Source organism: Haloglomus irregulare, assembly GCF_007421925.1.
Classification (GTDB): Archaea; Halobacteriota; Halobacteria; order Halobacteriales; family Haloarculaceae; genus Haloglomus; species Haloglomus irregulare.
This window is the reverse complement of record NZ_QMDX01000013.1, coordinates 14,167-39,954: the sequence shown is the minus strand read 5'-3', so window position 1 is coordinate 39,954 and position 25,788 is coordinate 14,167. Positions and strand designations below refer to the sequence as shown.

27 protein-coding genes, 1 tRNA gene and 1 pseudogene are annotated in these 25,788 nt (G+C 69.3%); 16 read left to right on the top strand and 13 right to left on the bottom strand.

The genetic code is table 11. The annotated features are described in order from the left end of the window. Positions 1–242: 242 nt before the first annotated feature. The 5 genes from tuf to DP107_RS15865 all read left to right on the top strand — a co-directional run bounded on the left by tuf (position 243) and on the right by DP107_RS15865 (position 4,874). On the top strand, positions 243–1,508 hold the full coding sequence (gene tuf, locus DP107_RS15885) for a translation elongation factor EF-1 subunit alpha (protein ID WP_144263118.1): 1,266 nt from the start codon (positions 243–245) through the stop codon (positions 1,506–1,508). Position 1,509: 1 nt separating this feature from the next. Continuing rightward, complete coding sequence (rpsJ, locus tag DP107_RS15880; RefSeq protein ID WP_144263117.1) at positions 1,510–1,818, top strand: 30S ribosomal protein S10; 309 nt, start codon at positions 1,510–1,512, stop codon at positions 1,816–1,818. 314 nt (positions 1,819–2,132) lie between these two features. Continuing rightward, positions 2,133–2,357, top strand: coding sequence for a hypothetical protein (locus DP107_RS15875; protein ID WP_144263116.1), 225 nt, complete (start codon positions 2,133–2,135; stop codon positions 2,355–2,357). Positions 2,358–2,402: 45 nt separating this feature from the next. After that, positions 2,403–2,474: transfer RNA gene (locus tag DP107_RS15870), tRNA-Ala, on the top strand. Between the two features lie 1,917 nt (positions 2,475–4,391). Then, a complete protein-coding gene (locus tag DP107_RS15865; protein ID WP_144263115.1) occupies positions 4,392–4,874 on the top strand; it encodes a cupin domain-containing protein in 483 nt (160 codons plus the stop codon). Positions 4,875–5,541: 667 nt separating this feature from the next. On the opposite strand, the gene DP107_RS15860 is transcribed toward DP107_RS15865, so the two are convergent. The 3 genes from DP107_RS15860 to DP107_RS15850 are packed head-to-tail and all read right to left on the bottom strand — an operon-like array spanning position 5,542 to position 7,984. Then, positions 5,542–6,261 carry an ABC transporter ATP-binding protein gene (locus tag DP107_RS15860; protein WP_144263114.1) on the bottom strand — a complete coding sequence of 240 codons (720 nt, stop codon included), beginning with the start codon at positions 6,259–6,261 and terminating at the stop codon, positions 5,542–5,544. Further along, the gene (locus tag DP107_RS15855; RefSeq protein ID WP_144263113.1) at positions 6,258–7,085 is read right to left on the bottom strand and encodes an ABC transporter ATP-binding protein; all 828 of its coding nucleotides are present in this window, start codon (positions 7,083–7,085) and stop codon (positions 6,258–6,260) included. Before DP107_RS15855 ends, DP107_RS15860 begins: the two co-directional genes overlap by 4 nt. Next, entirely contained in the window at positions 7,082–7,984 is a 903-nt protein-coding gene (locus DP107_RS15850; RefSeq protein ID WP_144263112.1) for a branched-chain amino acid ABC transporter permease, read from the bottom strand. The genes DP107_RS15855 and DP107_RS15850 overlap by 4 nt, the downstream gene beginning before the upstream one ends. A gap of 127 nt (positions 7,985–8,111) precedes the next feature. Here DP107_RS15850 and DP107_RS15845 point away from each other — a divergent pair, with 127 nt between their 5' ends. Together DP107_RS15845 and DP107_RS15840 are read left to right on the top strand one after the other, a co-directional pair. Continuing rightward, on the top strand, positions 8,112–9,473 hold the full coding sequence (locus DP107_RS15845) for an ABC transporter substrate-binding protein (RefSeq protein ID WP_144263111.1): 1,362 nt from the start codon (positions 8,112–8,114) through the stop codon (positions 9,471–9,473). Beyond that, entirely contained in the window at positions 9,474–10,565 is a 1,092-nt protein-coding gene (locus DP107_RS15840) for a branched-chain amino acid ABC transporter permease (RefSeq protein WP_144263110.1), read from the top strand. It begins immediately after the preceding gene. Between the two features lie 107 nt (positions 10,566–10,672). Here the strand turns inward: DP107_RS15840 and fer are convergent, their stop codons facing one another. Continuing rightward, positions 10,673–11,338 (bottom strand): ferredoxin Fer, encoded by a 666-nt coding sequence (gene fer / locus DP107_RS15835; RefSeq protein ID WP_144263109.1) that lies wholly within the window; start codon positions 11,336–11,338, stop codon positions 10,673–10,675. 126 nt (positions 11,339–11,464) lie between these two features. On the opposite strand from fer, the gene DP107_RS15830 reads away from it, so the two are divergent. Both DP107_RS15830 and DP107_RS15825 read left to right on the top strand, forming a co-directional pair. Further along, positions 11,465–12,178 (top strand): sterol carrier protein, encoded by a 714-nt coding sequence (locus DP107_RS15830; protein ID WP_144263108.1) that lies wholly within the window; start codon positions 11,465–11,467, stop codon positions 12,176–12,178. A 123-nt stretch (positions 12,179–12,301) separates the two neighbouring features. Next, positions 12,302–13,012, top strand: coding sequence for a hypothetical protein (locus DP107_RS15825; RefSeq protein WP_238330906.1), 711 nt, complete (start codon positions 12,302–12,304; stop codon positions 13,010–13,012). Positions 13,013–13,201: 189 nt separating this feature from the next. On the opposite strand, the gene DP107_RS15820 is transcribed toward DP107_RS15825, so the two are convergent. Next, entirely contained in the window at positions 13,202–13,735 is a 534-nt protein-coding gene (locus tag DP107_RS15820) for a 50S ribosomal protein L16 (protein WP_144263107.1), read from the bottom strand. 133 nt (positions 13,736–13,868) lie between these two features. Between DP107_RS15820 and DP107_RS15815 the strand changes: the two genes are divergently transcribed. After that, positions 13,869–14,309, top strand: a complete 441-nt coding sequence (locus DP107_RS15815; RefSeq protein ID WP_144263106.1) for a universal stress protein — start codon at positions 13,869–13,871, stop codon at positions 14,307–14,309. Between the two features lie 48 nt (positions 14,310–14,357). Then, positions 14,358–15,077, top strand: coding sequence for a DNA repair and recombination protein RadB (radB, locus tag DP107_RS15810; RefSeq protein WP_144263105.1), 720 nt, complete (start codon positions 14,358–14,360; stop codon positions 15,075–15,077). A gap of 99 nt (positions 15,078–15,176) precedes the next feature. On the opposite strand, the gene DP107_RS15805 is transcribed toward radB, so the two are convergent. After that, a complete protein-coding gene (locus DP107_RS15805; protein WP_144263104.1) occupies positions 15,177–15,986 on the bottom strand; it encodes a response regulator in 810 nt (269 codons plus the stop codon). Here DP107_RS15805 and DP107_RS20885 point away from each other — a divergent pair. Both DP107_RS20885 and DP107_RS20880 read left to right on the top strand, forming a co-directional pair. Then, a pseudogene (locus DP107_RS20885) lies at positions 15,974–16,144 on the top strand (hypothetical protein); the annotation flags it as partial. The gene DP107_RS15805 and the pseudogene DP107_RS20885 sit on opposite strands and share 13 nt — an antisense overlap. 16 nt (positions 16,145–16,160) lie before the next feature. Next, the gene (locus DP107_RS20880; RefSeq protein ID WP_238330909.1) at positions 16,161–16,310 is read left to right on the top strand and encodes a DUF4385 domain-containing protein; all 150 of its coding nucleotides are present in this window, start codon (positions 16,161–16,163) and stop codon (positions 16,308–16,310) included. Between the two features lie 64 nt (positions 16,311–16,374). Here DP107_RS20880 and DP107_RS15795 read toward each other — a convergent pair whose 3' ends face one another. From DP107_RS15795 to DP107_RS15770, 6 genes are all read right to left on the bottom strand, one after another. Next, entirely contained in the window at positions 16,375–16,821 is a 447-nt protein-coding gene (locus DP107_RS15795) for a DUF4385 family protein (RefSeq protein ID WP_144263103.1), read from the bottom strand. Positions 16,822–16,883: 62 nt separating this feature from the next. Then, positions 16,884–17,768, bottom strand: a complete 885-nt coding sequence (locus DP107_RS15790) for a hypothetical protein (protein ID WP_144263102.1) — start codon at positions 17,766–17,768, stop codon at positions 16,884–16,886. Between the two features lie 36 nt (positions 17,769–17,804). Beyond that, on the bottom strand, positions 17,805–19,145 hold the full coding sequence (locus tag DP107_RS15785; RefSeq protein ID WP_144263101.1) for an MFS transporter: 1,341 nt from the start codon (positions 19,143–19,145) through the stop codon (positions 17,805–17,807). Positions 19,146–19,532: 387 nt separating this feature from the next. Continuing rightward, positions 19,533–19,937, bottom strand: coding sequence for a hypothetical protein (locus DP107_RS15780; RefSeq protein ID WP_144263100.1), 405 nt, complete (start codon positions 19,935–19,937; stop codon positions 19,533–19,535). A 43-nt stretch (positions 19,938–19,980) separates the two neighbouring features. Then, positions 19,981–20,304 (bottom strand): hypothetical protein, encoded by a 324-nt coding sequence (locus DP107_RS15775; protein ID WP_144263099.1) that lies wholly within the window; start codon positions 20,302–20,304, stop codon positions 19,981–19,983. Positions 20,305–20,390: 86 nt separating this feature from the next. Beyond that, positions 20,391–22,430: a DEAD/DEAH box helicase gene (locus tag DP107_RS15770; RefSeq protein ID WP_144263098.1), complete on the bottom strand. Its 2,040-nt coding sequence runs from the start codon at positions 22,428–22,430 to the stop codon at positions 20,391–20,393. An 82-nt stretch (positions 22,431–22,512) separates the two neighbouring features. On the opposite strand from DP107_RS15770, the gene DP107_RS15765 reads away from it, so the two are divergent. Beyond that, complete coding sequence (locus DP107_RS15765; RefSeq protein ID WP_144263097.1) at positions 22,513–22,719, top strand: hypothetical protein; 207 nt, start codon at positions 22,513–22,515, stop codon at positions 22,717–22,719. Between the two features lie 22 nt (positions 22,720–22,741). On the opposite strand, the gene DP107_RS15760 is transcribed toward DP107_RS15765, so the two are convergent. Then, positions 22,742–23,167, bottom strand: a complete 426-nt coding sequence (locus tag DP107_RS15760) for a cupin domain-containing protein (RefSeq protein WP_144263096.1) — start codon at positions 23,165–23,167, stop codon at positions 22,742–22,744. 166 nt (positions 23,168–23,333) lie between these two features. On the opposite strand from DP107_RS15760, the gene DP107_RS15755 reads away from it, so the two are divergent. Both DP107_RS15755 and argS read left to right on the top strand, forming a co-directional pair. Next, positions 23,334–23,834, top strand: coding sequence for an HTH domain-containing protein (locus DP107_RS15755; RefSeq protein WP_144263095.1), 501 nt, complete (start codon positions 23,334–23,336; stop codon positions 23,832–23,834). Positions 23,835–24,027: 193 nt separating this feature from the next. Then, positions 24,028–25,785 carry an arginine--tRNA ligase gene (argS, locus tag DP107_RS15750; RefSeq protein WP_144263094.1) on the top strand — a complete coding sequence of 586 codons (1,758 nt, stop codon included), beginning with the start codon at positions 24,028–24,030 and terminating at the stop codon, positions 25,783–25,785. Positions 25,786–25,788: the final 3 nt, after the last annotated feature.

Below are 25,788 nucleotides of genomic sequence, written 5' to 3'. Positions count from 1 at the left end.
GGTTCGCGGGTCTCGTCGGTGGGAGGACGTACCCGGACTGCCCCTTGCCCGGAGTGTCGGCTGGGCCGATGCTACGCGGACTGAGGTCGATCCGTGCCACCGGCCAGGACCCGTGTGAACGGCACGCACGGCCCGCGAGACCGGCGGATTCGTGGGATTCTCACCCGTTGTATCGAAATCTTCTTACGCACGTCGGGGTAACGTTCTCCGCACATAGCGCCACGCGAGGCGTGACATCAACCATGAGCGACAAACCGCACCAGAACCTGGCCGTCATCGGCCACGTCGACCACGGGAAGAGCACGATGGTCGGGCGGCTCCTGTTCGAGACAGGGAGCGTCCCCGAGCACGTCATCGAGCAGTATCGAGAGGAGGCCGAGGAGAAGGGCAAGGGTGGCTTCGAGTTCGCCTACGTCATGGACAACCTCGCCGAGGAGCGTGAGCGAGGCGTAACCATCGACATCGCCCACCAGGAGTTCGACACCGACGAGTACTACTTCACCATCGTCGACTGTCCGGGCCACCGTGACTTCGTGAAGAACATGATCACGGGCGCAAGCCAGGCCGACAACGCCGTGCTCGTGGTCGCCGCGGACGACGGCGTCCAGCCCCAGACCCAGGAGCACGTCTTCCTGGCGAAGACCCTGGGTATCGACGAGCTCATCATCGCGGTCAACAAGATGGACCTGGTCGACTACCAGGAGAGCCGCTACGACGAGACCGTCGAGGAGGTCAAGCAGCTGCTCAAGCAGGTCCGCTTCGACACCGAGGACGCGAGCTTCATCCCGACCTCGGCGTTCGAGGGCGACAACGTCTCCGAGGAGTCGGACAACACGCCGTGGTACGACGGGGTGACCCTGCTGGAGGCCCTCAACGGCCTGCCGGAGCCGCAGCCGCCGACGGACGCGCCGCTGCGCCTCCCCATCCAGGACGTCTACACCATCTCCGGTATCGGGACCGTCCCGGTCGGGCGCATCGAGACGGGTATCATGAAGCCCGGCAACGACGTCAGCTTCCAGCCCTCCGACGTCGGCGGCGAGGTCAAGACCGTCGAGATGCACCATGAGGAGGTCGACCAGGCGGGTCCCGGTGACAACGTCGGGTTCAACGTCCGCGGCGTCGGCAAGGACGACATCCGCCGTGGCGACGTCTGTGGCTCGGCCGACGACCCGCCGACGGTCGCCGAGACCTTCCAGGCCCAGGTCGTCGTGATGCAGCACCCGTCGGTTATCACCGCGGGCTACACGCCGGTCTTCCACGCCCATACGGCGCAGGTCGCGTGTACGATCGAGTCCATCGACAAGAAGCTCGACCCCTCCTCCGGCGAGGTCGCCGAGGAGAACCCGGACTTCATCCAGTCGGGCGACGCGGCGGTCGTCACCGTCCGCCCGCAGAAGCCCCTCAGCATCGAGCCGTCCTCCGAAATCCCGGAGCTCGGCTCCTTCGCCATCCGCGACATGGGCCAGACCATCGCCGCCGGAAAGGTCCTGGGCGTGGACGAGCGATAAGATGCAACAGGCACGCGTCCGCCTCGCGGGGACCAGCCCCGAGGACCTCGACGACATCTGTGATGACGTCCGCGACATCGCGGACAACACGGGCGTCCAGCTCAGCGGCCCGGTGCCGCTCCCGACGAAGAAGCTGGAGATTCCGTCGCGCAAGTCCCCGGACGGCGAGGGGACCGCCACCTGGGAGCACTGGGAGATGCGCGTCCACAAGCGGCTGATCGACATCGACGCCGACGAACGCGCGCTCCGCAAGCTGATGCGCATCCAGGTCCCGAACGACGTCTCCATCGAGATCGTCCTCGAGGACTGAGCGCCCGCTTTGCGAGCGCGAAGGTCGACGGACGGCCTCCGTCGGAACTGAACGGGACGGGGTGCAGCCCCGCGACGTCCTGTGGACGCGACGCCTCTCGGGACCGAGCGAACGCGTGGCGCCCACCGGACCCTGTCGGACGACCCCGAGCGGGGCCGGCCTCCCGGCGGTCGAACCGCGAACGGGCCCGGCCCCACGCCGTGACGGCCACGGTGCTCGCTTCTGTCGCTCCTCGCAGCTCCGCGCTACGGAGCCAGTTCAACCGACGAACAGCTCGGCCACAGCCGGAGGTCCGTGACCGCCCGACTGCGGATGTGACCGACCGGACACCGGATGGCTCTGCGGTCATCGCGGACGCCGACCCGGAGCGCACGGCCGTCGCGGCCCTCCGTCTCCTCGGCGTTGTCATGCTGGTGGTGGCACTGGGACTGTGGCCGTACACGGCGGCGGGGCTCCGGTGGACCCCCGCGTCGCTGGTGGTCGGCGGTGTCGTACCGCTCACGCTCCCCGATATCGCCGTCGAACAGGTCGCGAGCTAGGGGAAACGGAATCCTCAAGTGAGGCGCTCGACTCCCTAAGGATGCGGGCTCGTAGATCAGCGGCAGATCGCTTCCTTCGCAAGGAAGAGGCCCGGGGTTCAAATCCCCGCGAGTCCATCGGAGCAGTGAGAATGGTCGAAGCGGGGTTTTAATCAGGGAAGTCGCAGCGCGCGAGCGAAGCGAGTGCGACCGTCTTCCCGTGGTTCAAATCCCCGCGAGTCCACTCTCGATCTCCCGCGTTTCCGAATCAGCAGACGGCAGCGGGTTGTCGGTACGGATGCGGCTCGGTGCTGGGCCGTGCAATTCCGCACCGCACCCTCGTTCCGTGAGGTGTCCCCGAGCAGTGAACTGGGCCACACCACCCCAAGTACCGGCCAGCGATCGAGCCGGGTCGCCGGGGGGGAGGACGACCGACGGTCACGACGTTGACCCGCACACCAGCACACGTGTCCTCGGATTCCGGCATCAATCTTCAGCGGATACGCGGCGAATTACCGCGATAACGACGGTATAGCGGCACGAAACGACTGGTATCTGACTAATCGACTCGTTATTCACTAATACGTGGGGATGGCTCGCTCTCCTCCGAACGCGAAATGCGACGGGAGCAGATCTCGGCGAACCCGCTTTCGCCTCCTCGCCGTGTCCCGGTTCGCTACCGCCGGGAACGAGTTCCTCCGAGAGGCGCCGCCTCTGGACTCAGGACCACTCCATCGACGGCGCAACTGAACCGTGGGCGCGGATAGCCGTGGGGTCAGGACTTCCGAAACGGGGTGGAGCCTGACATCGCACGAGCACGTCCCGTCGTCGAGGCCGACGACCAGCCGGCCGAACCTCGCACGGGGCAGCTTCACCCGGAGACCCGTGTCGGAGCCCGGAACGTAGGCATCGACGGGTCGTGGCCCTCGGCTTCCTCGATGCGGGGGGAGGTGGTCGAGGCCGCGGTGGCGGCGACTCGACCGTACAACCGGAGCGGTCCGGGTATCCTGCCCGCGGTGACGCTCCATGGGCCGAACACCACCGCGACGGGGGGAGTGTACAGACCAGGACTGTGCTGGCGGTCCTCGGTTCGACCGGGAACGGCGGCGCTCCCGCCTGAGACGGGACGCGAGCCCCGGGCGGTCCCCTCGTGTGTGGTACGCTCGACGGAGTCATGATAGCGCGTTGGACGCCGGGGCCGGTGGGTTTACTCTCGTCCGGCCACCAACTGCTCTCATGCGACGACGCGCGGTGCTGGCCGCGCTCGCGGGAGCGGGCGCCTTGGCCGGCTGTTCCTCGCTCGTGCGGCCGTCCGGGGGCGCGTCGCGGGACACGCTTACCCCAGCCCCCGTCGGGACGGACGGAGGGCGCGACGTGACGACAGCGACGCCGGCATCGTGTCCGGAGCTACCGACGAACGCCGAAGTGTACCTCTGTTCCGAGACGGCGGCCGAGGGACTGCAACTCCGCCCGGCTGGTGCCCGCGGCCGATGGCCCCGGCCAGGCGGAAGCGTATCGCCACGCGAGGACCGGTAAGCCGCTGGGGCGGGGCATCGCGACGCTCACAGCTGACCGACTCGACCGGCTCTGACCCGGAGGGCGCTCGTTGAGAGTTCGGCCAGTTACCATCCCCGGGCCCCAATCGTCGGTGTTCGGCCCGGACGACGGGCGGCCTCCGGTATGCGTTCCTCGTGCCGACGGTGTCGACCGGGACGTGGACGCGGAGGCGATTCCCCGCGGAGTCGCCGCCGGCAGCCGGGTCATGCGGCCGAGGCTCCGCCGTCTCGGCTCCCCTCGACCGCTACGTCCTGCGTGCGATACGCCTCTCCGAACCAGCGCGCGGCGGTGTGTGACCGTTGACTCCGGAGCACAGAGGTGCCGAGCGTGGTCACCGGGTCCACCCCTCTCCCGCTTCGCTCGCCGACCGATACACTCGCGTGCACCACCTGCTGTCCCCCGCATCCCCCCCGTCGCCCGTTCTCCCTTCAGCCGGCAGTTCCCCCGACGGGGTCCCGCGGGCCAACTATTAGACCCTGGCGCCCGCATCGGTCGACGATGGCGACGTTTTCAACACCGGCCATCGGTGGGGCGGACGGGCAGGCGTACCGATTCCTCGACACGCTGGCGTACGTGCGCGTTCCGGGGACGGCGACGGACGGCCGACTCTCCGTCGTCGACCTGCGAATGCGCGAGGGGCACACCACCCCGATGCACGTCCACGAGGACGCCGACGAGGCGTTCCACGTGCTCGAGGGCGAACTGACCGCGCACCGACCCGACGGGACCAATACAGTCACGGCGGGGGAGAGCGTCGTGCTGCCGCGTGGCGAGCCCCACGCCGTCGTCGTCGAGTCGCAGGCCCGTGCCGTCGTGAGCACGACCCCGGCGGGGTTCGACGAGTTCGTGACCGCCGTCGGCGAGCCGACGGACGACGAGACGGTTCCGACGGAGCCGCCGAGCGAGGCGGCCATCGGTCGCGTCGAGGAACTCGGCCCCGAGCACGGCATCAGCATCCGCGGCCCGCCGCCCCGGCCGTAGCGGCCCAAAGCTCACGCCGGCAGTTCGGGGGCTGCAGCGCCCTTCGGACTCATCGACACGCAGTGTCTCCGTGGGAACGACTGGACCGACCGCTTACCGTTCCACATCGAACGGCACGCTCCTGCCGAGAACACGGTACCCGCGACCCAGTGTGCCTCCCCCGGACCCTCGACCGCCGATACGCCGTGTGGCGTCGTTCGACGAACCGCTCCCGGTGAGTAGCTAGCCGGCGTCAGGCTCTCGATGGGTGACGTCGGTGATCTCAACTCGAACTCCGGGGTCCCGCCGGCGTGTGGTGGTTGAGGTCGATGGCGACCGTCCCCCCTATCGGGATGAACGCTTCTGTCGTGCTGGCCCTCCGACCACCGGAGGACGTGCCGTCTGCCCCGTCGCTGCTGGGTCGGGGACGCGGGTCCGTCGAGCGAGTCAGCACGCCCCTCGATCGCTCACCGCATCACCGCTCCGAGGTGACTCCGAGAGCGGTCCCCGTCCCCTGCGTCGGGTCGACCGGTTCCTCGGTGAGACGGTCGGCCCGCGACTGTTAGCCGATCACCAGGGACGGCGACGACGCTCGGAACGACGCGGTGGCGGGCAGGCGGCACGTGGCGCATCCGAGTGTCCGCGCCGGGCGAATCAGGGCGCGACTGTGTTCGCGTGGTGGGCGGCCTCAGTCCGCCTCCGCGCCCCCGACGGAGAGGTACTCGTCGAGCAGGTCCTCACGCTCGTTCAGTTCGTCGACGGTCCCCCCCCACGCGTTCGCCCCTTTCTCGATGATGTAGGCCCGTTCCGACAGTTCGAGGGCGAAATCCACGTTCTGTTCGGTGATGACGACCGTCACGTCCTCGGCGACGACCTCCGAGAGCACGTCGTAGAGGTCATCGACGATGACCGGCGCGAGCCCTTCCGTCGGTTCGTCGAGCAGCAGGAGATCAGGGTCCTGGATGAGTGCACGTGCGACCGACAGCATCTGCTGTTCCCCCCCGGAGAGGTTCCGACCACGGTTCTCGCGGAGTTCGTCCAGAACGGGGAACACGTCGTACATCTCCTGGATGTCACGCGGATTGCCACTCGACATGTCACGGGCGACCTGCATGTTCTCGGTAACGGTGAGCGTCGGGAAGATACGCCGCTCCTCGGGAACGAGTTTCACCCCACGATTCGAGATCTTATCGACCGAGTCATCGGCGATATCCTCACCCCGGAACTCGATGCGCCCCTCACGACGCGGGACCGTCCCCGTGATGGTGCGAAGCGTCGTCGTCTTCCCGGCGCCGTTGCGGCCCAGCAGCGCGACGACCTCGTTCTGCTCGACCTCGAGATCCAGGTCGAACAGTATGTGGCTGTTACCGTAGTAGCTGTTCACGTCCTCCAGGGTGAGGACACTCACGCCATCTCACCTCCATCGTCGCCGCCGTCCGTCCCGAGTCCGGCCTCGAGCTCTTCGTCCCCCTCGAGCCCGAGATACGCCTCCCGGACCTGCTCGTCGGAGAGTACCTCGTCGGGCGTGCCATCGGCGATGAGCGAGCCGTTGTCGAGTACGAGGATACGGTCGGAGATACCGACCACGACCTCCATGTCGTGTTCGGTCACGACGAACGTGGTGTCCGTCTCATCGTTGAGTCGGCCGATGAGCTGGACCATCTGTCTGGTCTCCGTCGCGTTCATCCCTGCGGTCGGTTCGTCGAGCAGGACGACCGACGGGTCCGTGCCGAGCGCGAGGGCGATCTCCACCTTCCGCTTGTCACCGTGCGAGAGGTTCGCACACTCCGTCTCGGCGACGTCCTCCAGGCCGACCAGTTCGATAACATCCCACGCGCCGTCCGTGAGTTCGGAGTCCTCACTCGTGATGGCCGTGATATCCGTCGTCCGGTTCTCGCGGGTGATCCGGGCGATCCGGACGTTGTCGAGCACGGTGAGGCCCTCGAACAGGTTGTTGATCTGGAACCCCCGCGAGAGTCCGAGGTTGGCGATGTCGTTGGCGGAGCGGTCGGTCACATCGATGAGGTCACCATCGCGACCACGGAGCCTGACGGTGCCGCTCGTCGGGTCGAGTCGGCCGGTGAGCAGGTTGTAGAAGGTCGTCTTGCCCGCGCCGTTCGGGCCGATGATGCTCGTGATCTCACCGGCATGGATGTCGACCGTTACGTCATCGACGGCGACGAGCCGGCCGAACTGTCGGCGGAGATCCTCCGTTTCGAGGACCGGACTCACGCCTCGGCACCTCCGAAGAGCCCCTCGGGTTTGAGAAGTAGAACGACGATCATCGCGATGAACGGGATGAGTTGGCCCGCGCCGGCGACGATGAGACTGCCGACGGCGATCGAGATGCCGACGAGATACGCGCCGACGAACGCCCCGGCGAACGAACCGAGCCCCCCGATAACGGCGATGACGAAGGCGTTGATGATGACCTGATTCCCGAGCGCGGGCGTGATCGATTGTGTCGGCACTGCGAGGGCCCCCCCGAGCCCGGCCAGTGCCGCACCGACGAAGAAGACGACCGTGTACAGCCGCGGAACGTTCACGCCCAGTAGCGCCGCCATGTCGCGGTCGGATGACGTCGCCCGGACCAGTCGGCCGACGTTCGTCGTCTGGAGCACGACGAAGATCGCAGCGAGCACCACGATCGACATCAGGATCACGAACGCCCGGTAGTTGGGTAGCGAGAGGCTACTGGTGAGCGTCAGGCTCCCGGCCAGCAGTCCCGGCGGATCGACCACGTTCGATCCGGAGCCGAACGTCGTCTTGACCACGTCGGTCAGCATCAGGACGAACGCGAACGTGAGCAGGAGTTGATCGAGCGGTTCGCGGTCGTAAACGCGCCGGATGAACCCCGCCTCGATGAGAACACCGACGAGCCCGGCGGCCAGGATCGCGACCACGAGCCCCGGCCAGAATCCGATGCCGAGCAAGCCGATGAAGGGGATCGATACTGCCCCGATCGCCCACAGTGCGGCGTAAGCCCCGATCATATACAGGACACCGTGTGCGAAGTTCAACACGTCGAGCACACCGAAGATGAGACTCAGCCCGACCGCGATGAGGAACAGCCGAGCCCCGATAGTGAGTCCAGTGATGAGCTGGTCGAAGACTAGCCCCAATGATACCATACCGTGTTACTCAGATACTGCATGATTAAAGCTTACGCACCCGGTCAACTACGGGATAGTATACCGGGTCTCCGTCCGGACGCTTCCCAGTGGATATTTATGATAGATAGCCGAACGGGAGGTCAGGATGTCGGACGACCGCACTCAGCAAGACAGCACGAGTAGCGACGGGACATCGAGAGGACTGAACCGTCGTCACTTCCTCGCTGCAGCGGGAACGGGCGCAACAGCAGCCGTCGCCGGCTGTACCGGACTCGGCGGTGGTGGCGGTAGCGATACGATCAAAATCGGGGGCGTCTACCTGCTCTCGGGGATCGCACAGGCACTGGGGACCTCGTCCGCGAACGCGGCGGAGGTCGCCGTCAAGCAGATCAACGAGAACGGTGGCATCAACGGCAAGGACATCGAGATCGAGGTTCGTGACCACGGTGAGGACCCGCAGGCGCAGATTCGGAGCCTGGCACAGGAGTTCAACGCCGACGTGATGATCGGGCTGACCTCCTCGGGCGTGACGCTCGCGTCCGCCCCGACCATCGAGTCGCTGGGCGTGCCGTTCACCCTCACCGACATCGGGACGCCGTACATCACGGAGCCCGACACGGAGTCGTACGGCAACTACTTCGAGTCCGACAGCGGGAGGGCGGCGTTCACCCCGAACATGTTCCGGACGAACTCCAACACGTCCCACATGACCTACGCCATCGCGAAGTACGTCGCCGACAACTACGGCGAGTCCCGCGTCGCCAACATGGGGCCGGACTACGCCTACGGCCAGCAGTGCTGGGACTACTTCAAGGCGTACTCCGAGGGGCTCGGAATGAACCACGAGTACGTCACCAGCGAGTTCCCGTCGCTGGGCGCAAGCGACATGACGCCACAGATCAACTCCGTGCTCAGCGCCGACCCGGACCTCCTGTTCACGAGTTTCTGGGCCGGCGACGCGACGACGTTCATCTCGCAGGCCGCCGAACAGGGGCTCTTCGAGGAGGTCGACGACGTCTTCGACACCATCGGCGCGGACCCGACGGTGTACGAGGCGCTCGGCGACACGACGCCCGAGGGCATCCACATGTCCGGCTGGTACTGGCCCACCGCCTACGACAACGAGAACAACCAGGCGTTCCTCGACGCGTACCGCGAGGAGTTCCAGGACGACGATACGACGCCGAGCATCCCCGGCTTCACCGGCGGGAGCACGTACGCGGCCATCTACATGTACAAGAAGGCCATCGAGGCGGCCGGTGGGACGAACCCCGAGGACGTCATCTCCGAGCTAGAGGGGATCACCATCGACAACGACCCGCGCGGCCAGACGACGATCAAGGAGGACACGCACCAGGCGACCGCGCCCTGTGTCATCGGTGAGACCAGCTTCGACGCCGACGTGCCGTACGACGGTGCCGGTCTGGTCAACACACAGACGTACACCCTGACTCGGGAGCGCTCGCTGGAACTCCTCGACGGAAGCGGGCTGGGTCCCGGGCTATAGATGAGCTACGGTGTTCGCGAACGACTGCTCGCTCCCGACAACCGGATGCGGGTCGTCGGGGTCGCAGCCGTGGCTATCGTGTTAGTCGCCGCTCCGTTCGTCCTCGGCGGGTTCCAGACCTCGCTGCTCGCGCGAACGCTCGTCTTCGCGCTGTTCGCCACGGCGTTCAATCTGCTGTACGGCTACACCGGTCTGCTCTCGTTCGGACACGCGATGTTCGTCGCGGCGTCCGGCTACACTGTCGCGAAGATCGTCCAACAGGTCGCGCCCGCGCTCGGCATCGAGAGCATCTTTGGCGGCGCCGCGCTGATGGTCGTCTGGATCCTCGCACTCGTGATCGGAACGGCCATGGCGGCGCTGCTCGCCGTGTTCATCGGCTATCTCTCGGTCCAGCTCGAGGAGATCTACTTCGCCATGATCACCCTGTCGTTCAGCATGGCCATCTGGGTCATCGTCAACCAGGACATCATCGGGAGCGCCCTCGCGGCGCTCGGCATCGGCGGCGGCACGTTCACGAACGGCTCCGACGGGCTGACCTTCCGGCTCGGGGAGGTGGACCTCTTCGGGCTGGAGTTCCGGCTCGTCGATATCGCGGACCCGATCGCGTTCTACCTCCTGACGCTGCTGGTGGTCGCCATCGGGATGTACGCGCTCTACCGGGTCATCAACTCGCCGTTCGGGACGACGTGTCAGGCGATCCGTGAGAACCCGGAACGGGCGCGCGCACTCGGCATCGACACCCAGTTCCACTCGTGGATGACCTTCATCATCTCGGGAGCGTTCTCGGGACTCGCGGGGGCGATGCTCGTCATGCTGAAAACGGGAATCCTCCCGTCCGACGCGTTCTGGACCTCATCGGCGACGCCAGTCGTCATGACGGTCATCGGCGGGCCGTACGCGTTCCTCGGCCCGGCCGTCGGGGCGTTCACCTACGAATACCTGCGATGGATCATCCGGCAGTACCCGCTGCTGGAGGAGTTCTGGGAGTTCAGCTTCGGCTTCCTGCTGCTCATCGTCGTGCTGTTCTTCGACAACGGCGTCTACGGGGGTATCCAGCGGCTCCGCGAGTACGTCTCGGACCGACAGGAGTAGCTTCTACCACTCCTTCGTCCGTTCCCTCGTTCGGTTTCACTCCGTCCACCGAGGAGCCCCCTGCGAGTCAGCGACACGGCCCTACTGCGCCGGGAGTGACACGCCCGTCAGTCCCCGCTCGACCGGGCCTTGTCGAACCGACTCGCCGGGAGCAGCAGTTCCTCCAGTCCGGGGAGGTGTTTCACGTTGAACACGACTTTCATGCCGTCCGAGACCGGGGCGCTCACGCAGGAGAGCCGAACGCCGCGGTCGATCCACTCCTGTGGGAGGATGTGGCTTGAGTGCATCGGCATCTCGCCGTCGATGATGGCGACGGCGCAGTTGGTGCAGGCGCCGCCGCGGCAGGCGAAGGGCCAGGCATGGCCGGCCTCCTCGGCGGCCTTGAGGAGCGGCTGGCCGGGTTCGGCGCGGAACTCGCCGTAGTCGCCGACCTCGAGGTCGGTATCGGCGGCCTTCTCGAACAGGTCGGCGTCGGTCAGCTCCCAGCCGTGGTCCGCCAGCGCCCGGTAGTCGAGATACTGGACGGGGACGCCGACGGGGTCCGGTTCGGCCGGCTCGGGGGTGTTCTCGGCCTCGGCCGGCGACCCGGCGTCGTCCGTGTCCGGGTCGTAACCGGCCTGGATACGCTCGTACGCCCGGCGGATACGCTGGAACGCGGCCGCGGAGCCGCCGTGGTCCGGATGCGCCTCGAACACCTGCTCGCGGTAGGCCTGCTCGATGGTGTCCTCGTCCGCGTCCGGCGACACCCCCAGGACCTCGAACGGAGAGTCCACACCGAACCCTACGTCCTGACGCTCATAAAATCCCCTTTTGCCGGCGAGTTATCGCTCAATGTCATGGATTACCATGTCAATCCGGTCCGTTTATGTAGCTGTCTCGCAAGGATGTGGGTAGTTCCCATGAGTTTATATCCCACGGAACAGTGGTTGACGGCGTACGGGCGGGCGCTCGACGGGAGTGCCGCCCTCGACGACCTGGCCGACGGTTGGGGTGTGGGGTTCAACGGTGACGTGCTGCTCGCGATCGAGGACGTGCCGCTCGCGGAGACGACCATCGGGGAGCTTCCCGACGAGGTGATGGCGGACCTGCCCGAGGACATCCGTGCGGGCGTCAGCGACGTGACGCTGGCCGAGGCGCCGACGGAGTTCGGCGGCCGCCTCCGCACGGCGCTCCCGGCGTCGGTCCAGGACCTGCTCCACCAGATCGAGTCGAAGGTCCACGATGGGACCATCTACGCCTACGTCGGCCTGGAGGCGGGCGACTGCACCGGGACGGCGGTGCTGGAGACCCCCGGCGACCGCGAGGTCGGCTACGTGGTCCACGGGCCGTACGAGACCTGGCGTCGCATCATCGACGGGCGCCCGGCCGTCTCGGCCGTCCTGAGCGGTGACCTCGGTGTCACGGGGAACAGGCTCCGGCTACTCCGGTACGCCTCCGTCCTCCAGCTGCTCGGCGACATCGCCGCCGAGGTCGAGACCACGCACCTGTTCCCGGGCGGGACCGCCCACCCCGGTGAGGTGGTGCTCGACGAGGCCGTCCGGCAGCCGGTCATCCTCGGCCGCCTCGCCGAGCGTCAGGTCAGCCTCGCGACGAAGGCGCTCAGCCCTTTCTGACGCCCTGCCCGTGGCGAACGCGGCTCGCCCGGGCGGTGGCGCCCCCGCTCGACGACGGCTGACGCGGGCGTCCCCGCCGTCGGCACCCGTACTGTTAGGTGGCGGTCGGTCCACGGATGGGCCATGCCCGCCAGAGCGAGCGGTCCGCCGACGGGGTACGAGACGACCCTCCGCTGGGAGGGCGGCGTCGAGTGGCTCGTCCATCCGGAGGAGACGATGCAGCGCGCCAGCCAGGCGCTCGCGACCGACGACGGGGTCTACCTCGTCGACCCGCTCGACGCGCCCGGCCTGGACGACCGCATCGCCGAGATGGGGGAGGTGGCCGGCGTCGTGCTCCTCTCCATCTACCACACCCGCGACGCGGGGCCGCTCGCCCGGCGCCACGACGTCCCGGCCCTCATCCCCGCGCCGGTCCCCGACGCGGAGCTGCCGGAGCTTGCGGTCCCGGTCGAGCGGCCCGACGTGGGGGCGTCCCTGGGGGAGTACGAGCTGCTGGAGGTAGCCGCCGGGTCGGCGCTGGGCGCTCCCTGGTTCGAGTACGCCCTCTGGAACGGCGAGACGCTCCGGGTCGGCGAGTCGCTCGGGACGGCCCCGTACATGCGCGTCGGCGACGAGCGGCTGGGCGTCATGCTGATGCGCCGGTTCGACCCCCCCACGGCGCTTCGCGGGCTCGACGCCGAGCGGATCTGCTCGGGCCACGGGCGCGGCCTCGACGAGGACGCGGCGGCCGCGCTGGAGGCGGCGCTGGATAACGCCCGCGAGGACCTGCCGCGGGCACTGCTACACAACGGCGTGGACCAGGCCCGGACGATACTGGCCGCGCTGCGGTCGTGAGGCGAACTGCCGCCACAGTGGTCGGATGTCCGGGACCGTGACACGGTTTCCGAACGCACAGGTCGCGTGTTCCGTTCGCTGCTCCGGGGAATCAGCTATTACTCCCGAAACCCGGGAGTTGCCAGGAAACGTCGGATACAGGCCGATTCCCCCACGGGCAGGGAGACGGCCGGGAGAACGGGAGCCGGATCAGGAGATGAGCGTCTCCTCGCCACGCTCGACGACGACGCGACAGGGCGGGGAGATCTTGTTGTAGGCGCGGCGGAAGGCGTCCTTGACGAGGTCGGCGTCCTCGGGGTTGCACCACGCGGTGAACAGCCGGTCGCCGGCCTGGACGCGGGCCGCGGTGCCGACGATCTTCCCGAACGACTGGCGCATCCCGTCGGAGACACGGTCGGCGCCGGCGCCGGTGGCCTGCTTGTTCTCCCGGATGACCTGGTGGGGAAACTTCCGGAGGATCATCTTGTAGTCCCCGTCCTCGCCGAGCAGTTTCAGCATCCGACGGTTGGCGGACAGGCGCGAGGACTCCAGCGAGCCGTGCCGGAGCTGGCAGGACTCCTCGAGGACCAGCGAGATCTGGACCTCGTACTCGTCGGGGTCCTTATCGATCTGGCCCATCTTGTGCTGTGCGATCTTCGACCCCGGGATGCCCGTGATGTACTCCCGTCGCGTGTACGACGGCTTGTCGATGTCCCGGTACATCGAAGCCGGTTTGTCGCTCATATTAACCAAGATGACGCCCACGAGCGGTATGAACGCTTCGGAACGCCGCGTGGCCGGAGCGCGCCGTCCCCGCCGCTCGCCGCCCGGGCGAGGACCGTTTGGCTTCTTATACCCGGGCGCTGTCGCCCCGGATATGGAGGCGGATCTCGTGCTGGCGCCGGTCGACGGGAGCGACAACGCCGCCGCGGCGTTCGAGTACGCCGTGGCGGTGGCCGAACGCTACGACGCGGAGGTCCACGTCCTGTTCGTCATAGGCGAGGAGGTCGCCCGCCCACTGCAGGACGGCGTCATCGACGGCGACACGGTCGCCGAGACGACGATGGCCGCGGTCCAGCCCGTCCAGGACCGGCTCGGCGGGACCGACGTGCCCTCGACCCACTCGGCGGCGCACGGCTACTCGACCGAGCGGCTCACCCAGCACCCCGGCAGCGTCATCGTGGAGGTGGCCGAGCAGCTGTCGGCCGACTTCGTGGTGCTGCCGCGCGAGCCCGTCACCGGCGACCCGGAGGCGGCCATCGAGAAGGCCGCACAGTACGTCATCGCGCACGCCGACCAGCCGGTGCTGTCGGTCTGAGCGGTCGCGACTCCGCACGTTTTTGTCGGATTGCGCCGAACGACGCCTGTGAGCGAGCCCATCCCGACGGGGTGTTCGACGGTCGACGACCTGCTCGGCGGCGGCCTCGAGCGGGGTGCTGTCACCCAGATCTACGGCCCGCCGGCGGCCGGCAAGACCAACCTTGCCCTGTCGGCCGCCGTCGACGTCGCCGCTCGCGGCGGGAGCGCGCTGTACGTCGACACCGAGGGGCTCTCGGTCGACCGGCTGGAGCAGCTCGCCGCCGCCCGGGCGGCCGACGCCCCCGACATCACCGTCGAGGACCTCGCCTCGCGCATCATCATCACGGAGGCCTACGACTTCGACGACCAGGCCGAGGCCGTCCGCGACGCCGCCGAGTTCGCCGAGCGGGTCGACCTCGTCGTCCTCGATTCGGCCACGGGCTTCTACCGGCTCGCCCGCGACGACGACGACGGCGGCGCCGCCCTCCGGGACGTCGCCCGGCAGGTGACCCACCTGCTCTCCATCGCGCGCAAGCACGACCTCGCGGTCGCCATCACGAACCAGGTGTACTCGGACCCGGAGAGCGAGTCCGAGCGCCCCCGACCGCTGGGCGGGCACACCCTCACCCACTGGTCCGGCGTCGTGCTCCGGGTCGAGCGGTTCCGGGCCGGCAACCGCCGCACCACCCTGGAGAAACACCGCTCGAAACCCGCCGGCGACACCGCCCGCTTCCGCATCACCGAGACGGGACTGGAGGGTGTCGAGGACGGCGAGGAACGCTTCTGACCGACCCGGGGCACGCACCTCCGGCCGCTACCCCTCGTCGGCGAACCGGTCGCGGGTCCGACGGGCCAGCGCGGCCGTCTCGTCCGTCAGCTGCTCGTCCTACAGCGCCCGGTTGAGCGCGTCGACGGCCTGTTCGATCGGCCCGGCCACCGGGTCGGAGCTGTCCTCGCGGAGTTCGAAGACGACGACGACGAGCCCGCCGCCGGGGAGCGACGCGACCGACTTCGACTCCGGGAACTCCGTCCCGTCGGCGCGGAGCCCCGTCCCCAGCCCGGTCCACTCGCCCTCGGCGTCGACGGCCGGGAGTATCTCGGCGCGCGTGCGCTCGACCTCGTCCTCCGGGTGTACCGCCTGCCATGCCGTCCCCAGCAGCGCCTCGCGCCCGTAGCCGTAGAGGTCGCAGTAGGCCTCGTTCGCGTAGGTGAACCGGCCGTCCGCGTCGATGATGCAGATCCCCTCACGAGTGGCGTCCATCGCCGCCAGCCGCTGTTTCCGGTCCAGCTCCCGTCGGGACCGCTCCGTCTCCCGGCGGATGCGGTTGGCCAGCACCGTGTAGTGACCCTCGCCGGAGCCCTTGCGGAGGTAGTCATCGACCCCCCGCGAGATGGCCTCGGCGGCGATCTCCTCGCTCCCCTTCCCCGTGTACAGCAGGAACGGGATGTCGGGCCGGCGTTCCCGGACCGCGGCGAGAAAGGCCAGTCCGTCCTGCCCCGGCATATCGAAATCCGAGAGGATGCAGTCGAACGGCTCCGTAGCCAGCCGCTCCAGCGCGGCCTCGGCGCCGGTCTCGCCGGTCACGGCCAGTCCCTCGTCGACCCGCTCCAGATACCGGCTGACGAGGTCCAGCATCGCGTCGTCGTCATCGACGTGGAGGACGCGGATGGCGTCGTCATGCGATGGCCGGGCCATGTAGTCGGACCTGGGACTCACCCCTGATACGTGTTACTCGGATCCGGCTTACAGGCCCGTCGAGTCCACGGGCGTTCGAGCCCTATCGCGGGTATGAGCACGGCCCGGAGTACGACACGGATTTCCGCGAGCAGCCGACGGCGTACCGCGTCGGCCGCGGCGATGAGGGGCCGTTTGAAGTCGAACCGCACAAGAGCGAACTCCACTCCGCTGTGGGAGATCAAGACCGTCCCCGAGGCCGAGCAGGGTGCGCCCGACGCCCTCGTCAACTACCGCGAGCGCGACGAGTCCCCGGGGATGGACATGGCGCGCATGTCGAACTGAGCGACTCACTACGTCCTCATCCGTGGGGCCGTTCCAGCGGAAACGGGGTGTTGGTCCGTCCCGACTAACGGCGTTCGTTCTTCCACTCCTCCTTGCGCTGCTGATAGGCCTCATCGTCCTGGACGGCGTCGAGATGATCACGATACACCTGCGAGATGTGGTACTTCTCCTCGTCGTACCACTGCTGGGGGTCGCGCTCCTCGCCGTCGTCGTCGTACTTGCGCCCACCGGGGTACTTCGCGTAGCGGAGGCTCCGCGTCCAGCCCATCTGGAGGTATTTCCGGGCCATATCCTGGCCGACGAAGTCGTCCCGCTCCCGGTACTCGCGGAACCGCTCATGGATGGCCGCCGCGGCCTCCTCGGCCTCCTCCAGCGTCCTGATACCCCACAGCGGGAGTAGTTCGTCCTTGTACGGCTGCACCTTGAACGCGCCCTGTTCGCCCCGTCCGACCTCGTACACCTCCGGGTGCTCGCGGAAGTCGGTGTCGTACTCGGGGTCGCCGTCGCCCATACCCACCGGTTCGGGCCCCTCGCCCTTCCATCCCACGCGGCCCGGGCGAGGCCCCCGCCCGCCTACCCCAGCCGAACGGGGTTCTCGGTCGGCACCACGTCGACGGTCACGTGGTCGCCGACCGCGCACGAGTGACCCGGGTGGACCACCTTCGCGCCGAGTCCGTTGTGGCCGACGAACAGCGACAACCCCGTCGCGGGGGCGCCGTCCACCCGGACCGCCACGTCGCCCCAGGTCACGTCCCGGCCCTCGGCGACGCCGACCCGCTCGCCGAACAGCGAGAGCGACCCCGCCGCGTCGTGCCCGTACGCCCCGCCGCCGGCGTAGTGCCGCAGGCCGCCGTCCAGCGCGACGCCCCCGTCGCTCGCGAGCGCCGCCCAGCCGTCGCCCGGGTGTGCCGGCCGGTCCAGCCGGACGTACGTCTCGCCCGCCTCGACGACCGTCCCCGTCCCGTCCCATGTGACCGGCGTGACGGTCACGTCGGCGGCGGTCCCGAGCCGCGGCGAGCCCCGTGCCCGGAGCAGGTTCGCGTCGCGGGGCCGCAGTTCCAGGTGGACGTGGTTGGCGACCCAGGGGGTGAAGAAGCCCGACCGGACGAGCCGGCCCAGCGACGCGCCCGGCTCGACCCGGTCGCCCGGCTCGACGGCGGGGTCGACGTGGAGGACCCGGGCCATCCAGTCGGCGTCGGCCGGGGCCGACAGTCCGGGCGTGGCGGCCACGTCCACGGCCACCAGCAGGACGGTGTCGGTCGCCTCTGCGTACTCCTTCGTCGGCACCCGCCGCTCGTGGCTGTCGACCACCTCGCCGGCCACGGGCGAGGGCGCCCGGTCGTCGTCGCGGTCGGGGTACAGGTCCACGGCGCAGCCGCGATTGTGGGCCGGATACGGCGAGTTGTACAGCGAGAAGCGCTCGTAGCGGGCGAGGAGCGCGTCCCCGAGCGTTGGCATACGTACGGTTGTGGTGGCGGGCGTTTAGCCGCGTCGCTACGCCCTGTCGTCCCCGTCCGCCGGCACCGTCACGTCGAACGCCGCCGGGTCGGCGTCCGAGACCGCGGGGAGCCGCCGGAGCCGCGGCCGCAGGAGGACGTAGCACCCCGTGAAGCCGAACCCGAACGCGGCCAGCCCCATCGTCGCCGTGGTCCCCAGCAGTTCGGCGACGAGGCCGCCGGCGAGCGAGCCAAGCGGCAGCGTCGCGCCCGAGGCGGTCCCCTTGAGCGACGACACGCGGCCGAGGCGGTCGGCCGGGAGGACGGTCTGGTTCAGCGTCGCCGTGAGCACCCCGCTCGCACCGGCGGGCACCCACGCGAGCCCGAACAGGACGACGGCGAGCCACGGCGACGGCGCGTACGCCGCGGCGACCCAGCAGCAGGCGCCCACCGAGTGGCCGACCAGCAGCAGCCGGCCGTACGCGACCCGTTCGAGCGCGGGCGCGACGAGCGAGCCGACGAGCCGGCCGACACCGAGCGCGCCGAGCAGCAGGCCGTAGACGGCGGGCCCGCCGAGCCCGTCGCCGAACGCGGGGAGGACGGCGAGCGTCACGCCGGTCGCCAGGTTGGCCACCGCCGTCAGGAACACCAGTTCGACGAAGACGGTCCCCCGGAGGACCTCGACCCCGTCCCGGAGGTCGGCGACGTACGAGCCGAGAACCGACCCGTCGGCCGCGGACCGTCCTGCCGGGTCCTCCGCGTCGCCGGAGGCCGGGATGGCGACTCCGGCGAACAGGAGGCCGGCGACGGCGAAGGTCGCCGAATCGAGCAGGAACAGCGTCGTCGCGCCGAAGACGGCGACGAACGCGCCGCCGAGGGCGTCGAACACCATATCCAGCCCGAGCGTGACGGCCGCGAGCGCGGAGTTCGCTCTCGACAGCCGCGTCTCGTCCACGAGCCGGGGCAGGAGGGTCGCCTGCATCGGCGCCATCGGGAGCGTCGCGAGTGCAAGCACCGGGACGACCGTCAGCAGGAGCGCGACGCTTAGCCGTCCCGTCGCCGCCGCGAGCGGGAGCACGAGCACGACGACGCCCTGCACCACCTGCGATCCGACGAGCACGGGCCGGAGGGGGAGCCGGTCCACGACCGGGCCGGCGAGCGCCTGCAGCAGCCACGGGAGCAACAGCAGCGCGCTCGCGACTCCCGTGATGGTGGTGGAGCCGCTGAGATCGAAGACGAGCCACAGGAGGGCGACGGAGTAGAGGCTGTCCCCGGCGTTCGTCACGAACTGCCCGGCGAAGAACCGCCGGAAGCCGCGGTTCCGCCACAGCGACGGCGCCGCGGCCCCACCGGTCCCGTCGCTGGGGTCGGCCGTCTCGACCCCGTCGGCTGTGGTCATCGACGACCACCTCCGGTGAGCGGTCGCTCGAGCGGTCGGCGTGACCGCGTGCGATGCCGCCCTTCGGGCGGCGCGTCGTGGTCTGGTGGCGATGCGTGGTCGGTGGGGGTCTGGTCGCATGCCAGCGCCCCGTCGGAGGTCGGCATATGGGTGTGTGTTCGAGCGGCGGACTGCGGCTACGGAACGTAGCGAGGCGAACCCGGGTGCTGCGGCTATCGGGCCCGCCGCGCGGCCGGCGGCGAGAGGGGGTCGACCGGACGGGACGCGAGCCGGGACCTCATAGAACGGTCTACCCGGACTCTGTGTGGCATCCGGCATATCTCTACTGGCTCGGTGGGAGCCGTTCACGGACCGTGGTCGTGGAGCGCCGGCCGGGGGGAGGGATGCTCACACCAGTCCGATCTCGCCGGCGACCTCCGCGTACGTCCCGTGGAAGGCGGCGGGCTCCGCGAGCGCGCCGGCCGCGACGCCGAAGACGTTGACTGTCGCCTCGCCGTCGGGGCCCTCCAGCGTGACCGACCAGTTCAGCCGGCCCTGCTGCCACGCGCCGTCGTGGGCACGCACGAGCGTCTCCCCCAAGTAGCTCCCGAGCTGGACCGCCACGCCCGAGAGGGCCTCGGGGTCGCTGTCGACGTCGTCCGGGCCGTAGTAGGTGTCGACCAGCGAGTCGAGGTGGCGCAGCGACGCCGGCGTGAAGTCCAGTGGGTAGTCGTCCCAGTAGTCGACGAACTCCCCGGCGGCGACGCGGAACGACTCGGGCGGGTCGGGATCGGCGCTGGCGTCGGCGGACACGGGTGTGTCCTCGGCCGCGGGCGCCGAAGCCCTTGCGCCCGGGCTACTCGAACAGCGGCCCCTCGGTGAGGGGGATCTCCGTCGGGCCGTCGGCCGCGGACTCCGTCCCCCCGCCGGTGCCCTCGGCTGCCGCGGACGGCTCCAGCGACTCGCCACCGTCCGGCATGAGGTCCGGTTTCGCCTGCTCCGTGGCGTCGTCGAGGACGCTGCCGCCGATATATCCCAGGGCGCTGCCGAGGCCGGCGTGGAACCCGGCCGAGAACGGGCCGCCGCACTTCGAGCCGACCTGCGATCCGAGGTACGCGCCCACCTGAGCGCCGTCCCGCGCGCCGCGGTCGCTCTCGTCATCGAACGGTAGGAGATCCATGACGGTTCGAAGGAGGGTCGCCAGCGGTTTCAATCCGTTCCCGAGATATGGCGGGGCGGCGGCGCGGACGGCGACACCCCCTCGGCTCAGTGCTCGTCCATGAGCTCGATGTCGGCGACGATGCCGTCCGGCGAGCGGCCCTTGCGGATGCCGTCGAGCATGGTGAACGCCTGGTCGGGCGCGAGGAAGTGCCGGCAGACCGTCCGGCCCATCGGTGTCGGCTCCAGCCCCTCGATGAACCCGTACTCCAGCAGTTTGCCCAGCGCGTGTTTGGTCGGCACCTCGCCGACCATCCGGGCGTTGAGCCGCCGGGTCTGGTCCCCGCCGACGACGAGGTTGGCCAGCGTCTCCTCGACCGCCGCGCCCCCGTCGTAGGTGGTCACGACGGGCTCCATCTCACCCTTCAGCAGCTTGAACGCCACCTCGTCCTCGGTCATCTCCATCGAGCTGTGGTAGGAGCCGTCCGGCTCCACGAGCAGGTAGACGGTCCCCTTGTCGTGGTAGTCGGGACGGCCCGCACGGCCGAGCATCTGGGAGAACTCCTGCACCGAGAGCCACTCGATGCCCATCGCCAGCGAGTCGAAGATCACCTGCGAGGCGGGGAAGTCGACGCCGGCCGCGAGCGCAGCCGTCGTCACGACGGCCGCGAGGTCCTGGTCGCCGAACTGCTGCTCGACGCGCTTGCGGCGCTTGTAGTCCAGCCCCGCGTGGTACGGCGCCGAGTCGTACCGGAGCCGCCGCGAGATCTCGTGGCAACGCCGCCGGGAGTTGGTGAAGACGATGGTCTGCCCGCGATACCCCTTCGAGGACTTCGTGTCGAACGCCCGCTTCACGAGGCGGTCCTCGATGTCGACCTTCTCCTGGTCGTCGGCAAAGGTGACGTGGCGCTCGATGGGGACCGGCCGCTCCTCGAACTCGATGAGCGTGGCCTCCAGCGACCGCGCCAGCGACTCCGGGTTGCCGACCGTCGCCGAGAGGTAGATCCACTGGGTGCCCTGGTCCCGCGTCTCGGTGTAGTACTTCAGCCGGGAGACCAGGCCGTCCAGCCGATGGCCCCGCTCGCCCTCCCCCAGCGTGTGGACCTCGTCGATGACGACGGAGCCGATGTCGCCGATGTCGCGGCCGGTCCGGAGGGCGTGGTCGATGCCCTCGTAGGTGCCGACGATGACGTCCGCCGAGGGGTCGAACCGGTTGCCGTCGTCGTTGACGCGGGACGCCCCCACCCGGAGGGTGACGTCGACGACGTCGCCGTACTCCTCGGTGAAGTCGTCGTACTTCTGGTTGGCCAGCGCGACCAGCGGAACGAGAAAGAGCATCTTCCCCTCGCCGTTCAGCGCGCGGTCGATGCCGGCCATCTCCCCGACGAGCGTCTTCCCCGTGGCGGTGGCGCTCACGACGAGCTGGTCCTCTCCCTCCAGCACGCCGTTGGCGACCGCCAACGACTGTACCGGGAGCAGACTGTCGAACCGCGACTCCAGCTTCGACTGGATGCCCGGGTGGAGCTCCAGCGAGGCCGTCGGGACGGGGTCGATATCCTCGACGGTCGCGGAGATCTCGTCGAACTTCGTCAGGTCGGGGTCCAGATTACCCGACAGGAGGTTCCGGATGCGTTCCAGATCCCCCACGTCGAGCAGGAGCTCCTCCAGCCGGTCGCGGGCGCCCGAGCGGAGTCCGCGGTACTCGGCCTCCCGCTCGAGGTCCCGCAGCGCGCAGTCCGGGCAGATGTACTCGTCGTTGGACTCGATCTGCCGGTCGGTCGTCAGCGGCGAGTACCGCCCCGCGCCCGCGCACTTCCGGCAGGTGCGTACGGCCTTGGTCTTGTCGTCGAGCTGGTAGCCGGCGAACAGCTCGCGCAGCCGCTCGCGGGCCCCGGGCGCGGTCTGCTCGGAGATGCGGATGCGGGTCGCTCGCCGCGCGATATCGACGAACTGGTCCGGGGGGCGTGGCTCCTCGTCGTCGCCGTCGACGACGCGGAACCGGCCCGGCCGGGCGCCCGCGTCCGTCTGCTTCAACTGGAGTCGTCCGCGGAAGACGCGCGTCCCGTCCCGGATGGCGGCGACCGTGAAATCGTCCGCGTCCCGCTGGTGGAGGAACAGCGTCTGCACCGACGCGACCTGCTGTGACACGCCCGAGGATAGGGGAAGGGGGGATTTCAGCGTTCGGAGTCGGGGGCGCATCGCTCTTGTCGACACGTCCCCTACGGCGCCCATGGACCCGGACGCCGGCGGACGGGCCGTCCTGCTGGTAGCCCCGGCCCTGCTGCTCGCGACCGGTTTCGGTGCCGCGCTCACCGCCGGCGTCCCGCTGCGCGTGGTGGTGCCGGGCGCGGTCGGGATGGTGGTCACGGCCGCCGTCGGCTACTACTACGCCGGACAGGTCATCTCGCTCGGTTCGGACGCCGGCGACGACCCCTGACCGCGAGACCGGGGGCCCCCGGCTATTCCACGAGGTCGATACTATCCTGGCCGGTCGGAACCGCGCAGAGGAACGCCCCCGGCTCGTCGCCCTCGTTGCGGTACCAGTGGACCGTCCCCGCCGGGATGAGCAGCGAGTCGCCCGCGCCCACGACGTGTTCCTCCCCGGCGGCTTCGCCGTCCTCGTGGGCCGTCTCCGACGGCCCTCCGCCGATCCCGACGACGTACTCCCCTTCCAGCACGTACTGCTCGTGTTCGACCGCGTTGGTGTGCTTCGGGACCGTCGCGCCCGGGTCCAGCACGAACCGGCGGATGGCGAGGTTCGGGGCCCCCTCGGCCTCGCCGACGAGGACGCCCTTCCGCATCCCCTCGGCGGCGTCGACGGGTTCGTACTCGACCTCCTCGGCACGGCGGACCAGCGGGGCCGGCCCGGCGTCGGTGTCCGTCATGGTCGACCCGTCGGCCGCCGACGGTATATGGATGGGTACGTACACCTCGGTGGCCGTACGTCGTACTCGGCGACACGGAAAACGATATACGAAGGGAAATAGCGGTATAGCGCAATACTTGTGTTCTGTATCGGGTTATTAGTGGGTGCGCGTTCTTGGAGAACGCATGGCAGCGAACGGCACGAACGCCGACCGCATGGCGCCGCCGTCCGACGACGGGCCGGTGGGAGACGTGTCGCCGGCGCTTCCCGACGAGGTGTCGGTGACGCTGTGGCTCCGCGGGTCGGCGCCGGACGTGGCGGCCGAACGGCAGGACCGCATCACGGCTCGCGTCGAGGCGTTCGGCGAGGCCGGCGTGGAGACGACGGTCAGGGAGTGGCCCAGGCGGGTGTCCGACCCGACGACCGACCGGCAGCGCGCGGCGGTCGCGGCGTTCGACCGCTACCGGGCTGTCGCCGGCGTGAACGGCGTCCGACTGGACCCCTTCTTCGAGTGCCGGACGAACCCCGACGGAACGCGCACCATCAGCTTCCCGGTGGCCTGTCTCTCGCTCGAACGCGACGGCAACCTGACGGGCCTCTACCCCTGCTACGTCGACGGCGACCACGCGGCCATCGAGGACGGCCTGGACGCCATCGAGACGGGCGCCGCTGAGAACATCCGATAGGTCGGCGCGGTTCGGTCCGAACATCCGCTGTTCACTGTCAAAACGCGGAACTGGTTACCTGTAAACAGATCCTATCGTCTACCGATTAGACAGTACAGGAACTCTGTGACGGGTGCTGGCTGCGGCCGTGACGATGGTCGACGGGCCGGACGCTTCGGAAACCCATTTACCCGCCGCCGGGTACCGTACGCCCATGTACCTGTCATTCCGCGAGTCCGTCCGCGAGGCCGTCGCGGACGCGCTCGAGGCCGCGGGCTACCCGACCGACGACCTCGGCGTAGAGGACCCGCCCGAGGGCGTGGACGCGACGCTCGCCTCCAGCGTCGCCTTCAGGCTGGCCGGCGAGGCCGGCGCCCCCCCGCCGCAGGTGGCCGCCGAACTCGCCGCCGAACTGGACCCCGCCGACTACGGGTACGTCGGCGCCGTCCGCGCGCAGGGGCCGTATCTCAACTTCTTCACCGACGACGCGTACCTCGCCGACACGCTCCGCGGCGCGACCGACCCCGACTGGGGGCACCTCCCCGACCGGGACACCTCCGTCGTCGTCGAGCACACCTCCGCCAACCCGACCGGGCCGGTCCACGTCGGACGGGCGCGCAACCCCATCATCGGCGACGCCGTCGCGAACCTGCTCGACGCGGCCGGCTACGACGTCGACCGGCACTACTACGTCAACGACGCCGGCCGGCAGATGGCCGTCTTCACCTGGGCGTACGAGCGGTTCGACGAGGCCGACCTCCCCGAGCCCGAGCGGCCTCGTGCGGAGTACCGGATGGTCCGCTACTACCGGCGGGGCAACGAGTTCCTCGAGAACGCCGACCCCGACGCCGTCGAGGCGGCCGAGGCCGAGATCGACGCCATCCTGCGGGGGCTCGAAGCGGGCGACGAGGCGACCTACGACCGCGTCGGCGAGGTCGTCGACTCCGTGCTCGGGGGGATGAAGCGGTGTCTCGCCCGCCTGCCCGCCGAGTTCGACGAGTTCGTCAAGGAGACGCGGTTCATGCGTGACGGCTCCACGGACGACGTGGTCGCGCGCCTGCAGGAGCTGGACCCCGCGGTGTACGAGGAGGACGCCTGGCAGCTCGACCTCCCCGACTTCGAGAAGACCCTCGTCTTCCTCCGCTCGGACGGGACCTCGCTGTACACGACCCGCGACCTGGCCCATCACGAGTGGAAGTTCGACAACTACGACCGCGCCGTGACGGTGCTCGGCGAGGATCACAAGCTCCAGGCCGGGCAGCTCCGGAGCGCGCTGGACCTGCTGGGCAACGACGTCGACCGGCTGGAGACGGTCATCTACTCCTACGTCGACCTGCCGGAGGGGGGGATGAGCACCCGCGAGGGGACCGGCGTCGACCTGGACGACCTGCTCGACGAGTCCATCGCCCGGGCCCGCGAGGAGGTCGAGGACCGCATGGCGGACCGGCTCCGCGGCGACGACCTCACCGAGGACGACGTCGAGCGCATCGCCCGGCAGGTCGGCATCGGTGCCGTCCGCTACGACATCGTCAGCAAGCAGCCGACAAAGGGCATCACCTTCGAGTGGGACCGGGCGCTGGACTTCGAGGCCCAGTCCGCGCCGTACGTCCAGTACGTCCACGCGCGCTGCTGTGGCATCCTCGGGGAGGCCGGGCTCGACGTCGAGGCCACCGAGGTCGGCGACGTCGACGCGGGCGTCCTCGACACACCCGAGGAGCGGGCCCTGCTCCACACCATCGCCCGACTGGAGGGCGTCATCGAGGCGGCGGCCGTCGACCTCGAACCCCACCGCGTCGCGACCTACACCCGCGAGTTCGCGGAGACGTTCAACGCCTTCTACCGGGAGTGTCCCGTCCTCACCGCGGACGACGACGGGACCCGCGAGGCCCGGCTCGCGCTCGTTGCTGCCTCGCGCCACACGGTCGCCAACGCGCTCGGCGTGCTGGGGGTCGCGGCGCCGGAGTCGATGTAGGTT